We start from the raw sequence: 14,525 nt of genomic DNA on the forward strand, positions 1-14,525 counted from the left end.
ACTTAGGCCACCTTTGTGATAGAGCTTAGCGACCAACAACTGATTGACCTCGTAGTAAAGGCGGGTAACCAACGCGCCTTTGCTATCTTGGTTAATCGCCATCAATCTGGCTTGCGCGCATCATTGCGCCAATGGTGCCAGAACGATGCCTTGGCTGATGATCTAGCCCAGGAAACCTTTTTAAAGGCTTTCCGTAAGTTAGACAGTTTTCAGTCAAACGCTAAGCTGAGTACCTGGTTATACCGGATCGCTTATAATACCTTCCTCGATTATAAGAAGATCAAGAAGAACAACTTCCAGGATACTTTTGAGGACATTGATAATGTTCACTCGGCAGCGGGCTCTGATTTAGAGCATGTGGGTAATAGCAGGGACCTTGATCAAGCCCTAGCCCAGCTGCCGGATATTCAAAGGCAAACCATTGACCTGTGTTATACTCAAGGGATGAGCCACAGTGAAGCTGCTGAAATCTTGCAGTGTCCTGTGGGTTCGGTAAAATCCCATGTTCAGCGGGCTAAACAGAAGCTCAAGGCTATCTTGGCTGCACCCGCAACCGCTCAAGTAGCGGGGGAATGAAGACTATGAATGATCAAGAATTTGAACTATTTCTTCAGCGAGAGCTGAAGGCCCAAAATGACTACATTGCGGATGATGGCTTTACTGATGCTTTGATGGCTCAGTTGCCAGCCAAGCCCGACCGAGAAAAAGCCAAGCCAAACCGCTTGGTGGTATGGGCCGCGATTTTGTCGACGGTACTCGTTGCTGCGATCCTGCCTTTGCAGGCTATGTTGCAGGGCTTTGCCTCAATTTTCACCCAGCCAAGCGCAAACTGGGCGACTTTGCTGGGCTTAGGTCTTAGCATGCTAGCTGTAGCGGCTCTAGTTGTGTGGAATGACCGAACTCGCATTTTTGAAGTATAGACCCCCCCAAAGTTCTTAATTCCTATTTTATCAGCGGCCAATGATTTTCATTGGCCGTTGTTCGTCTAACTACCGTAAAACAACAATATCTGTGTATGGCGGCTGATATTACTCAACCAGACTACACATTCGTCATGAGGAAATACCATGAAGTTGATGACTAAAGCGACGCGCTTAGCGGTAGCGCTCGTAGCTGCAAGCAGCGCAACATGGGCGCTTGCTGAAAAAACCGAGTCTGAAAAGGCTACTGAGTTTTTCGAAAGCTCATTTAAAGAATCTTTGGCTAATAAGCCGATGTACCTTACTTACTTAGGTATGAAGGAAAAGTACGGCGAGTGGGGTGATATCTCCGCAGCGGAAGATGATCGAGATATAGCACTTGTTAAGAAGCAATTGGCCGAACTTAAGAAAATTGATTTCGACAAATTGGGCGAGCAAGAAAAGCTAAGTTATCGCTTATTTGAAGAACAGGCCAAAGATCAGATCTTTGCGGATCGTTATCGTGATTATGGCTACCAAGTTAATCAAATGTTTGGCCTTCAGTCCCAGCTTCCATCGTTTCTGATCAACATGCATCGCGTTGATAATGTTAGCGATGCTGAGGCTTATATCTCCCGCCTGAAAAAAGCCAAGCCACTTTTTGATCAACTTATTGTGCGCATGCAAAGCAGCGAAAAACTAGGTGTAGTGCCGCCAAAGTTTGTTTTCCCGATGGTGATCAGCGACAGTAAAAATATCATTGCCGGTAAGCCTTTTGAAAAAGACGCCAAAGAAGACAACCCAGTTTGGGCAGACATCCAAGGCAAAATTGAAAAGCTAGAAGCTACTGACGAAGAAAAAGCAAAATTGCGAAAAGAAGCGAAAGCGGCTTTATTGGGTGAATTTAAAAATGCCTATGCTGCTTTGATTGGCTTCTTAGAAAGTCAGGAAAAGCGCGCTGATACGCGTGATGGTGTTTGGAAGTTTCCTAAAGGCGAAGAGTATTACAAGTATCGCCTAAAAGACATGACCACCACAGATATGACTGCGGATGAAATCCATAAGCTAGGCCTTTCTGAGGTTGCTCGTATTCACGATGAAATGCGTGCGATTAAAGAAAAGGTCGGTTTTAAAGGTGATTTGCAGGCATTCTTCAAATTTATGCGCAATGATGCCCAGTTTAAATTACCCAACACCGATGAAGGTCGTCAGAAGTACTTAGATGATGCCGTTAAAACCATCGATGTCATGAAGTCCCGCTTAGATGAGCTATTCCTTACTAAGCCAAAAGCTGATTTGGTAGTTACCCGTGTTGAGCCTTTCCGTGAGGACTCGGCTGGCCGTGCATTTTATCAGCGTCCATCTTTAGATGGCTCTCGCCCTGGACGTTACTACGTAAACTTAGCTGATATGAATGAGATGGCAGTGTATGAGCTAGAAGCTTTGGCTTATCACGAAGGTATTCCTGGCCACCATATGCAACTGGCGATCGCTCAAGAGTTAGAAGGTATTCCAACATTCCGTAAGGTAGGTGGTTACACAGCCTATACCGAAGGTTGGGGTTTGTACTCTGAAACGCTACCAAAGGAGATTGGTTTTTATCAGGACCCTTATTCTGACTTTGGTCGCTTATCAATGGAGCTATGGCGTGCTTGTCGTTTAGTGGTTGATACTGGTATTCACGCTAAGAAGTGGACACGTGAGCAGGCTATTAAATATTTACGTGATAGCACACCTAGTCCTGAACTAGACGTTGTAAAAGCCATCGAGCGTTACATTGTTATGCCTGGACAGGCGACTGCCTATAAGATTGGTCAAATCAAAATTATGCAATTGCGTGCTAAGGCCAAGAAGGCGCTAGCAGAAAAATTTGATATTCGTGAATTCCACGATGTTATTTTGCGCAATGGCATGTTGCCATTAGGTATCTTGGAAGAGCAAGTCGACCAGTATATCGCCAGCAAGGGCTAATCTTGTTGAAGCCGGTTCATAGAGCCGGCTTCATTCTCAAACTATTATTTGTATTCGAACGTTTATCCTTTTCAAATAACGGCATTCCCTGCTAGCGAATACGTTAGCTATTCTGATCTTCGGCCTCGGCTAAATACTCATCCTTCAGCTTCACATAATTCCCGGCAGTGTAAGGGAAGAAGTTACGCTCTTTTTCTTTTAGTGGGCGAGCTTTCTTTACTGGGGAGCCAACGTACAAATGACCGGATTCTAGGCGTTTACCAGGTGGTACAAGGCTACCAGCTCCAATGATGACTTCATCTTCAACGATTGCACCATCCATAATGGTAGAGCCAACACCGACTAGGATTCGGCTGCCTAGTGTACAGCCATGGAGATTGACGGAGTGTCCTACGGTAACATCGTCGCCTAAGGTCAGGGGCCAGCCGCCCGGGTTGAAGTCACTAGCATGAGTAATATGTAAAACTGAGCCGTCTTGGATACTGCAGCGATCGCCAATTCGGATAGAGTGCATATCGCCGCGAATCACTGCACAGGGCCATACCGAGCAGTCATCACCTAGAACCACATCACCTATGATTACGGCAGAGGGGTCGATCATAACTCGTTGCCCCAGGCTTGGGCTGATGCCTTTGTGGCTGCGAATGGCGGTACTATAGATTTTGTTTGGCTCGGAACTCATAGGGCTATCTCTAGGCTGTATATCTAATATTATCCGCCGCAGTTTATAGGATAATCTTTGGTTTACAAAAAACACTGGAGATTTACATTGGCGCCAGACTTGTCTGGGTTATAATTTGAACAGTTCTAAAAATGCAGACCAATAAATCATGAACCCTTCCAATAAAGCCAATTCCAAAGCCATCACTTTACTTATTGTGGAAGATGAATTGGCGAGCATGGAGCTGTTATACAGCTATTTCAATCAAGCACCCTATGAGGTGTATAAGGCTCACAACTGTAGTCAAGCAAGAGAACTGCTAGCGCAAAAGACAATAGATATTGTGTTGCTGGATATTACTCTGCCAGACGGCGATGGCTTAGCTCTAACTAGGGAGATACGGGGCCGCTCGAATATGGGGATTATTTTAGTCACCCAGCGCTCCGATGATATTGACCGTATTGTGGGTCTTGAGCTGGGTGCTGATGATTATGTCACTAAGCCCTATAATATTCGGGAATTGATGGTACGGGTTAAAAACCTTGCATCACGACTGCATCAAGAAACACTCAATAACAGCCAAGATTTAGCCGAGCAAATAAACTTTGATTGTTGGTCTTTTTTGCCTGGCCGTCGATTATTAATGCATGTAAATGGGGAAGAGGTAAGTCTTACCGAGGGTGAGTACAAACTATTGGCAGCCCTGCTAGCAAATCCAGGAATGGTACTGAGTAGGGATCAGCTGATGAATAAAATGCAACGCCGTGATTGGTATCCTACAGATCGTACTATCGATGTGATGGTAGCAAGGCTGAGAAAAAAGCTACAAGACGATAAAGGATCCCCAAAGTATATTAGTACCGTTCATGGCGCAGGCTACCTGTTTATTGCGGAAATAAACTCGAATGAGTCATAACTGTGCCATTCAGTAAGGGCCAACCTCCACTGCGCCAACGTTTGGCGTATAAGCAAACCAGAAATATTGTTTTGGTGGCTTTTTTAATTGGCCTATTGCTGACCGGTGGCCAGTTGATGGCCGATTACTTTCAACAAAAGAACAATCACGATAACGATGTTGAGCGTATTCTTAGTACCGCAATCAAATCGGCACAATTCGCGGCCTATAATCTAGATGATGCCACCGCGGGCGAAATCGTTGCGGGGCTTTTGAACAATAGGTTTATTGTTAAGGCGAGTATCAAAGACAATTATAAAAACACATTAGCGCATGCTAGCAAGGCAGCTGAAAAAGTCTCGGGAGTAGGTCGTTGGCTGTTTGGTGACTTAGAAGATATACAGGTTTCCTTGCTGCATGCTGCTACAGAGGAAGTCGGTGTTCTATATATCCAAGTAGATCCCGCAAATGAATCTCAAGCTTTTATACAGCGTTCATTGCTGACCTTTCTATTCGGCATTATTCGCAACATCATCCTCGCCGCTTGCATAATGCTGGTTTTCTATTTTGGTGTTACGAAATCAGTGCTACTAGCTAGCCAACAAGCAAGCAAACCTGAAAAGCTGAAAAATATCGATATCCCCAGTGCACATCGCGATGATGAAATTGGTATGTTGCTCAATGCTTTTAATCAGCAATTAAAAACCATTGAAACTCAGCATGAGCAAATTCTAGCCGCAAACAAAAACCTTGAAGCGCAAGTACTTGAGCGCACCCACGAACTTAAAAAAGAGCAGCAATCAGCCCTTGAGGCCAGTAAAGCAAAATCAGACTTTTTAGCTGTTATGAGTCATGAGATTCGAACACCAATGAATGGCATTTTGGGATTGCTAAGGCTTCTTTCAGATAGTGGTTTACCCAGTGCTCAAGCCCAGTACGTTGATTCAATCAATGACGCTTGTGAGTCGCTTTTAGGCTTAATGAACAATGCTCTGGAATACACCCGTAATGAGCAAGGTGAGTTAGAGCTAGTGGATAAAGTGTTTGATCTTGAAAGGCTGATTAGCTCAATTATCTTCTTAATGGGCTCTTCTGCTAAGAAGAACCAGAACCAGATTAGCTATCAAATTGCGAATAATGTCGATCGTTACTATGAATTAGATTCAGAGAGGTTGCGCCAAGTAATTTTAAACTTAATCAATAACGCTATTAAGTTTACCCGCGACGGTGAAATACATTTGGAGGTTAGTTGTTTAGAAAAGAAAGATGGTCGTAGCTTACTAAGGTTTTTGGTGAGTGATACAGGGGTGGGCATAGCAGAACAAGCCAAAGAAAAAATATTCTCCCCCTACCAGCAAGCCGATAAAAGCATTCATGCTCTCTATGGTGGTGCGGGTATGGGACTGGCGATATGCAAAGCTATTGTAGACAAAATGGATGGGCAGCTAGACTTTAACAGTCAAGAGGGTGAAGGCGCAGAATTTTGGTTTAAAGTTAGTGCCAAGATAGCCCAGAAAATGCCAGCCCTGAGTCAGGAGGACAGCACTGCAAGTATGAGCCCACTGCGAGTTTTGGTGGCTGACGATGTAGAAATGAATTTAAAGTTAGCCAAGATATATTTTGAACAAAATAAGCATAAGGTCTATGTGGCCGAAAATGGCCTAGAAGCGATATCCCTTTGCGAAGCCGAGCAGCCCCAGTTAGTGCTTATGGATGTCAATATGCCAGAGCTCGATGGTATTAGTGCAACTGAAAAGTTAAGACAGGCTGATTATAGCGGCACAATTTATGGCGTGACTGCACATATCGACCCCGAGACAAAAACAAAGTGTTATGCCGCTGGCATGGATGACGTAATTGAAAAGCCCGTGGACTACGGCGAGCTTTTGAACAGTATTAATCAAGATTTCGCTAAACAAAGTATTGCTTTGAACAAATCTGTCATTCATGAACATTTCAATAATTTAGGTATTGAGCCGGCGGCACAACTGTATGAAAAAGCCTTGCAGGAGCTTCGTAAAAATATCTCGGCAGAGGAGGGGGTACTAGTAGGAAAACCCTTGAGTAATGAGCAATTACATAAACTAAGGGGCCTAGCCGGAAACTTTGGTCTGCAGGCTATGCTGGATTTATTTGACGAGTTTGATGACGATGATGGTATATTGAGCCCCGCTACATATGCCCTGTGGATAAAAACCATGAGAATAACCCAAGGGGCTATAAATCAATATCAGCCGAATAAGATGTAATTATGGAGCTTAGAACACTGAGTTTATCTGTATTTCTAGTGGCCTTATGGGGCGGTTTCAATGCAGCAAACAGCCAAGCTCAAGTGACTCTAGATGTAGTAACTGAAAGAACTCCAATTACTTTCCGTAGCAATGATAACTTAGCCGATGGGCAAGCGACGGAATTGGTTCATGAGCTCATAGCGCAATCGGACTTTGAGTATCAGCTATATTTCTCACCATGGAAAAGAGCCTACCGCAGAGCTGAAACGGAATCTAATGTCATCATTTACCCACTGGCTCGAACCGCAGAAAGGGAAAATAAGTTTCATTGGATAGGACAAATAACCCCAGTTCATTACTATTTATTTCGATTACTGGAACGTAGTGATATCTCCGTGGATAGCTTAGCTGATGTAAATCGTTACAAAGTCGGCGTAGTTAATTTCCATGCGCACCATGTCTATTTGAAATCTCAAGGTATAGCTAACCTAGAGCCCGTGAATTCTAATCGGCAGAACTTCCATAAGTTGCTACGCAAACGGGTCGAGCTGTTTGCGTCTAGCTCGGCGGGCCTGCTAACGCTTTGCGAGCAAGAAAAGACTGATTGCGAAAAATTTGTGCCGGCACTAAAGCTAGAAGGTATCTCAAAAGGGCTTTATATTGCGGCCAGCTTAGATACCCCAGATGAAATTGTCGCTAGGCTAAAAGCTGCCTACGGCCTTATTGAAGAGAGTGGCTTGCTAGGAAAAATAATGGGAGAGCGGATGAATGAGCAGGATAAGGATCGCTTTCTAGAACAATTCTGAAATACAGTTCTATAGAAACCTAAAAGCCCACATAAAGATGTGGGCTCTGGCCATCAATCAGTGACGGTTTACAAAGTCTGGCTTATTCCGCAATCGTTGCCGCGCCAGGTCTTCTTGGATCAGATGCCCCGTAAACAATACCACTTTTTATTACTATCGATTGTGTACTACCTATGCCTTTGCTTGGTTTTGTTGTATAGCCCATATTGCTCAGTATAGAGATGGTATCGGCACTGATTCCAGATTCGAGGTTCAGGATATCAGGTAGCCATTGATGATGAATACGTGGTACCGAGGAAGCTTGCGCAATATTCATATCATAATCGATAACATTGCTTATAGTTTGTAAAACTGCATTGGCAATTTTGCTGCCCCCAGGGCTACCCGTAATCATAAACGGCTTATCATTTTTGAAGATAATCGTCGGTGCCATCGAACTCAAGGGACGTTTGCCTGCTTTAATTGCATTGGCTTCACGGCCAATCAAGCCAAAGGCGTTTGGTACACCGGGCTTGGCAGAAAAGTCATCCATCTCATTGTTCAGAATAAAACCGGCACCTTCAACGACAATACCCGAACCGTAACTGAAATTAAGTGTGTAGGTATTGGACACTGCATTCCCGTACTTGTCGATAACCGAGTAATGGGTGGTATCGGGGCTTTCCTTCCATTGATTAAGGTTCAGAGGCTTAACTTCGGCGGCCGACTTTGCGCGCATTGGAACAATGCTATCGGCTAACTTTTTAGCGTACTGTTTGCTGGTAATAGTTTGAATAGGGACATCATAAAAGTCAGGGTCACCTAAATGCTCACTACGATCGGCAAAGGCAAACTGCATGGCGCTGCTGAGTAAATGTAAATGTGCTGCACTGTTGTGGGGAATGTCATGGAGCTGACTATTTTCCAATATATTGAGCATTTGAATAATGTGAATGCCGCTAGCGCTTGGTGGGGGCATAGTAACTACATCGTAGCCTCGGTATTTACCCTTGGCAGTTTTTCTTAGTGCCGGCTGGTAGTTTTTCAGGTCATCTAAACGAATCAGGCCACCCTGTTTTTTTGAATCTTGCACAATCAGTTTGGCGGTTTCGCCTTGGTAAAAGGACTGTCCATTAGTTTCAGCGATTTTTTTTAAGGTATTGGCCAGATCTTTTTGAATTAGTCTTTCCCCTGCTTTATAGAAGCGACCATTGGGTTTATAAAAAATCTTCTGTCCGGCCTTAGAGCGGCTGAGCTGCGAATGGCGTTGCTGTAGCTCAAGTGCGAGCTCTTCTGATACTACAAAGCCTTCTTGGGCGAGTTTAATCGCAGGAGCAATGACTTGCTTGGGGCTCATGGTACCGTGTTGCTCTAAAGCCAAAAGTAGGCCCGCAACGGTACCCGGAACACCAGCGCTTTGAAAACTATTGCGAGCTCTTTGTTTATTAACACTGCCATCACTGTTTAAGAATACATCGCGGTGAGCGGCTGCTGGAGCCGTTTCTCGGTAATCGATTGCATGGGTTTCGGTCGATTTTGAATCGTGCACTAGCATAAAGCCACCGCCACCGATATTGCCTGCTTTTGGCAAGGTAACCGCTAATGCAAAGCCGACGGCAACTGCTGCATCGACGGCGTTGCCGCCCTGTCTGAGGATATCCACACCCACTTGGCTGGCTAAGGCTTCTTGGCTAGAAACCATACCCTTACGTCCAATAACGGGATGAAATTGTCCTGCTAAGTCGATAATGGCTTCTGAGCCGTGTGCACTTTGAGCTTGGGCGCTAGGCAACTGACTATGGAACAGTGCAATGCTGCTGCAGGCTAGTAAACAAACTTTTTTAATCGATATTTTCATAATCAATCAGTAGAAAAAGGAAAAAAAGCCCGTAGCAGAGACGGGCAAAAACTCGTATAAACTGCACTGACAGTTGAGATCAAGCATGCGGGTAGCCGCCTCATTTGCTATACGAGAGTGAGGGGTGGGGCCATCGGGCCCCTAAAATTTCTTGCTTACATCAAGATAAACGTAACGACCTCTGGCTGAATGAAGCGCCGGACTATAACCGCGAGAAGAATCAAACAATGGCGGTTCTTCATCAAATAGGTTGTTGGCACCCAAACGGATGTTGGTGTTATCTAATACGCCTTCTTCAAACTTGTAATTCACATAAGTATTTACAGTAGTCCAAGAAGGAATCTTTAGAATAATACTAGGGTCGTCATCTTGCTTAACGTCTGGGTCGTAAACTTTACCCACATAGCGAGCACTCAGACCCGCGCGCCAGTTGTCTTTTCTCCAGGTGACACTGGCTTTTGCACGCCAGCGTGGTGTCGCTTCATCTTGAATGCGTGAACCGCTACTGAAAGATGATACAGAGCCTGTAAGTAATGGATTGGAATTCACAGCAGCTTGAATCTCTTCAACCTGTGGGGAGGCCTCTTGATCCCATTTTGCGATATAGGCACCATCAAACTTCAGTGTAAAACTGCCGATACTGAACTCATCGGTGTCATAGGCAACACTAAAATCGGCACCTTCAATTGTGCGAGGTTGTAGATTTAAGAAGGTATCATTGACATGCAAAAGCTGGCCAACGGCTTCTAAACTGGTGCCATTTGCCGCATTGTAAGCATCGATTTCATCTTGATCTTGAGCAGTAGCGGCTGCACGTATTACGTTAGGGTTACTGCTGTCGTTTAGGCGCATGATTTGATCAAGAATAAGGTGGTTATCGCGGCCGAATAAACCAACCACACCTTCTTGCTCAATACGCCACCAATCAGCAGTAAAAACCAAGCCTTCAAGAGGTTCTACAACAAAGCCAAAGGTTAAGTTTTCAGACTCTTCACTTTGTAGATCTTTGTTACCTAGGCGGCGAGTATTAATCGATTGCTGACAGGCATCAACATCTGTCTCTGGCGTACCGGCGGCTTGACCGGCAGCGCAACGCAAAAAGTCGCTCTGGTTATTATTGAAACGTTCCTGCACGGTTAGGTTCAGCGTTTCTAGATTAGGAGCGCGGAAGCCTTTAGAAAAAGCACTGCGAACTTGCAACCAATCAGCAGGGCGCCAAGCTAGAGCAAACTTTGGTTTAACAATATCTTCGTCGACATCCGAGTAGCTTTCGGCGCGCACTGCGATTTGTGCATCTAAGCTTTTAACTAAAGGTATGTCCATGCCCTCATTAACCATAGGCACTAGGAATTCAGCATAAGCGGAATAGACTTCACGAGCACCATAGGTGTCTGGGGTAGCACTAACACCCATAACATCACTGCTAAAGAACTCCCCGCTAAGAGGGTGAGTAAAGGTTACTGTGCCATCAAGTAGTGGGTCACGATCATCACGGTAGGTTTCGCGGCGCTGTTCTACACCAAAAGCGGCGCCAATATCACCGCCAGCCCAGCTCACTAAGTTAGGGGTGGAGGCCTTAAAATCTATACCACTGATTTCGGTTTTGTTTTTGCGCTCAACATTAACGGTAAACTCAGAAGCGTCGCCACCACTGCTTGGGTCGCCATTGGCTGGGTCGGCAAAGTTACCACCGGTAAATGGGTTATAAGCATCGGGTGTTGAGCGTGAAACCGCTTCGTAGAATTTACTGCGACTAACACTTAGCTGGCTATCTTCGGCTTTGGCAGCTGAAGTATAAGCGGCTGATTCCCAATCCCAGTCATCCCAAGTACCACGGAAGCCTACAAGGAAGCGGTGTGAATCACTTTCAGTGGCGATTTTACGTGGACCTGTATCGTACAAACGTAAGCGATCAATTTTTACATCTAGTCCTTCTTCAGGCACATCATCTGTACTTAAACCTGCCAAGCGGTTCGGGTTACCAACAGCTCCAAATGGGTTGTAATAGGCCGTTTTTGGAATGTACATCTTATTAACATCAGAAATAACGTTAGGCCCGAAAAAGGTATCGTACTCAGATTCGTAGTACGAAGCTTCTGAAAATAGTTCTATCCCACTATCAAACTCATGGGTAAAAGTCGTAAAGAACTGGCGACGTTCTAGATTAGGAATGATCATACGGAGATCATTAATGTTGTAACGCAGATCGCTATTCAGCGTGCCGTCGTCGATCGCTAAGCCGTCTTTGTACTCCACCCCACCAGAGGCTGTATCTGGCTGAAGGTGAAAGCGTCCATCACTGCTGCGAGCAACACCAGAAACCCCAACAGGTGAAAAGCTACCATCACTGTTAACGGTACCTAGATTAAACTGACCCCATGGAGTAAAAGTAGACAGGTTTCTCAACGAGGTATCACCAACGAACAAGGCCGGAGTGCGGTCGGTATCGCGGTAATCACTGTTTTGAGTGTAATCAATTTCTTGGGCGGTTACCCCAGAGCGATTAAAGTCGCTGGCGAAGAAGGTTAGGTTGGAAGCGCCTTCATTGAATTCGAAGCCACCGCGGAACTGGATAGAAGTCTCGCCTAAGCTATCGGAATGTCCAGAACCATAACGAGTTTTGATTTCAAAACCTTCATAGTCTGTATCGAGTACATAGTTAACAACACCGGCTACTGCATCGGTTCCATAAATAGCGGCGGCACCATCGCGTAACACTTCAACGCGATCCAATCCAGATGCTGGGATCATGGCGCTGTTAACGAATTGAATCGGTACGCCGTCACGAGTAGAAGAAGATGGGTTGAGCACCATGCGGCGACCATTTACGAGCACTAGGGTGCTGTCTGCCCCTAGGCCGCGAAGGTTGATGGAGGCTACATCGCCGCGAACATTGTTAGAGGAGGTGCCTTCGCTGGAGCTGTTAAATTCAACCTGTCCGGCTTGGGGTAGTTCACCAATAAGCTCTTCGGTACTTAAAGCGCCAGCTAAATCCAGGTCTTCTTTACTAAGCTGGCTAACAGGCAGGGCGCCGGCTATATCAACGCCTTTAATATGGGTTCCCGTAACAATAACTTCTTCTAGGGCTGCATTTTCTTGCGCTATTGCAGTCCCTGCACTTAAGCTTGCGATAATCGCAATACTTAAAGGATGCGGTTTAAACATATGGACTCTCCGGTATAGTTAGCTCCACTTATCGCGGGCTTTATTATTGTTCAGCATTATTGGATGACACTCTCACGCTGTTGCCATAGGCACTATTCAGCACCCTCATAGTAGCGCCTAGGAGTAAACCAACTGCTGCAGCTATGTGCTAAGTTGTAACAGGATGTAAATGAATTGTTACAGCCCGATCGCCTTGGCCCCTGGACGACGGCTATCAGCGGCACCAAGCAATTGATTCCCTGTGATGGCAATCGATTGGGTGCTACCCATGGTGGCGCCAGCTTTTAGTTTATGCCCTTTGGCTTTCAACAAGGCCAAGGTATCTGGACTAAAGCCAGGTTCATATTCCAGCTTATAGTCACGTTTTCCCCAGCCCTGATGAATACGAGGGTAGGCCGTCGCCTCGGCAATGTTCATTTGATGATCCACCACATTGGAAATCAGCTGGGCAACAGTCGTGATAATGCGTCGTCCACCAGGTGTACCAGTGGCAAGCACGGCTTTACCGTCTTTAAAGAGCAAGGTGGGTGATTGGGTGCTCTTGGTGCGCTTACCACCAGCTATGGCATTCGGCTCACGCTGCTGGTTTTTGTAAACATGGCTGGGGCGGATAACAAAATTGTTAATCTGATTGTTCATCAGAATACCGGTGCCTTTAATGGTGACACCGGAGCCAAAGGAAGCGCTGAGGGTGTAAGTATTAGAAACCACGTTGCCTTCACTGTCGGCGATGGAGTAGTGAGTGGTATCTGGGCCGGGAGCAGGCCCTTGTAACACACTAGCTTTTACTTTGCGTGCGTCGCTAGCTTTGTTCAGGTTTATGCTCTCGCTATGTAGCTTGGCTAGAGATTTGTCCAGTAGCTGCTCAACCGGAATATCGCTGAAGCGCGGATCACCTAAATACTTAAATCGATCAGCATAAGAGCGCTTCATAGCCTCCGATAAAATGTGGAGGTTTTCTGCAGAGCCGGCACCCATTTTACGGATATCAAAATTTTCGAGAATATTTAAAATCTGCAGTAAAGGCAGGCCACCTGCCGGTGGAGGCATAGTAAGTACTTGATGATCGCGATAAGAAGTCTGCAATGGTTTGACTAAGCGAGCCTTATAACTTTCTAGATCTTGCGCTTGAAAATAACCTCCGTTGGCTTGCATATCTTTAACAAGACTGTCAGCAATGTCTCCTTGGTAGAAGGCATCGGCGCCGTGCTTGGCAATTTTTTCTAAAGATTTTGCTAGGTCTTCCTGTACAAACCTTTCACCTGCTTCCATATAGCCGCTACAGTTTTTGAAAAAAATTCGGCAGCTTTCAGCGTTTTTAGTGAGCACTGAGGATTTTGCCTTGAGGGCCCAAGCGAGATCATGGCTTACCGTAATACCTTCGCGAGCCAGCTTAACAGCAGGCTTAAGTAGATCTGCCCAAGGTAATTTACCCTGAGCTTGGTGGGCAGCGAACAAGCCTGCAACGGTGCCTGGCACCGTAGAGGCAGTATGACCGAGTTTGGTTTTACTGCGGTTCACTTTGCTATCTTCGATAAAGTCGTCAGATGTGACTGAGGAGGGGGCTTCTCCGCGATAGTCGATAGCCTGGGTGTCTCCGCTTTTTGCGGAGTGCATTAGCATAAAACCACCACCGCCTAGGTTGCCGGCTCTTGGTAGCGTCACGGCAAGCGCAAAGCCTACGGCAACAGCAGCATCAACAGCATTACCACCTTTAGCCAAAATATCGCGCCCGACTTCACTGGCGGTAATATTTTGGCTAACAACCATACCTCGCTTGCCAATAACAGGGTGGTGGACACTATCGTAGCGTAAAATATAGCTAGAGCTTTTCTCTTGGCTTGGTTGCCAGCTCAGCGTTGGTTCGGCTGTTGCGCTTTGCTGGAATGGAATCACGCTGCAACTAAGAGCGGTTAAAAGACTGTTAAGGATGGTTTTGTTCATAATAGTTCCCTAAGGCGATTAGCTTACGCTACAAGTTTTCAGCAAAGGGAACAAGCGAGGAAAGAGGCCATTTTGTTAACCTCAAGTTAACAAAATGGCGGAGGGGGCACTAAGTG

General features: G+C 45.7%; 10 protein-coding genes. 6 read left to right on the top strand and 4 right to left on the bottom strand.

The annotated features are described in order from the left end of the window. The first annotated feature begins 15 nt into the window (after positions 1-15). The 3 genes from Q1A08_RS05870 (at position 16) to Q1A08_RS05880 (ending at position 2,870) form a co-directional block, all read left to right on the top strand. Complete coding sequence (locus tag Q1A08_RS05870; RefSeq protein ID WP_299770775.1) at positions 16-576, top strand: RNA polymerase sigma factor; 561 nt, start codon at positions 16-18, stop codon at positions 574-576. 5 nt (positions 577-581) lie between these two features. Then, positions 582-920, top strand: coding sequence for a DUF5056 domain-containing protein (locus Q1A08_RS05875; RefSeq protein WP_299770778.1), 339 nt, complete (start codon positions 582-584; stop codon positions 918-920). A 147-nt stretch (positions 921-1,067) separates the two neighbouring features. Then, positions 1,068-2,870: a DUF885 domain-containing protein gene (locus Q1A08_RS05880; protein WP_299770780.1), complete on the top strand. Its 1,803-nt coding sequence runs from the start codon at positions 1,068-1,070 to the stop codon at positions 2,868-2,870. Between the two features lie 103 nt (positions 2,871-2,973). On the opposite strand, the gene Q1A08_RS05885 is transcribed toward Q1A08_RS05880, so the two are convergent. After that, positions 2,974-3,552, bottom strand: coding sequence for a gamma carbonic anhydrase family protein (locus Q1A08_RS05885; RefSeq protein WP_299770782.1), 579 nt, complete (start codon positions 3,550-3,552; stop codon positions 2,974-2,976). A 148-nt stretch (positions 3,553-3,700) separates the two neighbouring features. Between Q1A08_RS05885 and Q1A08_RS05890 the strand changes: the two genes are divergently transcribed. From Q1A08_RS05890 to Q1A08_RS05900, 3 genes are read left to right on the top strand one after another with little or no spacing between them, the layout of a single operon-like run. Beyond that, positions 3,701-4,447, top strand: coding sequence for a response regulator (locus tag Q1A08_RS05890; RefSeq protein ID WP_299770784.1), 747 nt, complete (start codon positions 3,701-3,703; stop codon positions 4,445-4,447). A gap of 2 nt (positions 4,448-4,449) precedes the next feature. Further along, entirely contained in the window at positions 4,450-6,675 is a 2,226-nt protein-coding gene (locus Q1A08_RS05895; protein WP_299770786.1) for a response regulator, read from the top strand. Positions 6,676-6,677: 2 nt separating this feature from the next. Next, positions 6,678-7,463 (top strand): transporter substrate-binding domain-containing protein, encoded by a 786-nt coding sequence (locus Q1A08_RS05900; RefSeq protein WP_299770788.1) that lies wholly within the window; start codon positions 6,678-6,680, stop codon positions 7,461-7,463. Positions 7,464-7,545: 82 nt separating this feature from the next. Here the strand turns inward: Q1A08_RS05900 and ggt (Q1A08_RS05905) are convergent, their stop codons facing one another. The 3 genes from ggt (Q1A08_RS05905) to ggt (Q1A08_RS05915) all read right to left on the bottom strand — a co-directional run bounded on the left by ggt (Q1A08_RS05905) (position 7,546) and on the right by ggt (Q1A08_RS05915) (position 14,409). Then, on the bottom strand, positions 7,546-9,300 hold the full coding sequence (ggt, locus tag Q1A08_RS05905; RefSeq protein ID WP_299770791.1) for a gamma-glutamyltransferase: 1,755 nt from the start codon (positions 9,298-9,300) through the stop codon (positions 7,546-7,548). 141 nt (positions 9,301-9,441) lie between these two features. Continuing rightward, positions 9,442-12,465 (bottom strand): TonB-dependent receptor, encoded by a 3,024-nt coding sequence (locus tag Q1A08_RS05910; protein ID WP_299770793.1) that lies wholly within the window; start codon positions 12,463-12,465, stop codon positions 9,442-9,444. Between the two features lie 177 nt (positions 12,466-12,642). Further along, on the bottom strand, positions 12,643-14,409 hold the full coding sequence (gene ggt / locus Q1A08_RS05915; RefSeq protein WP_299770795.1) for a gamma-glutamyltransferase: 1,767 nt from the start codon (positions 14,407-14,409) through the stop codon (positions 12,643-12,645). Between the last annotated feature and the right edge of the window lie 116 nt (positions 14,410-14,525).

Origin of the sequence: uncultured Pseudoteredinibacter sp., assembly GCF_947500695.1 — a bacterium.
Taxonomy (GTDB): Bacteria; Pseudomonadota; Gammaproteobacteria; order Pseudomonadales; family Cellvibrionaceae; genus Pseudoteredinibacter.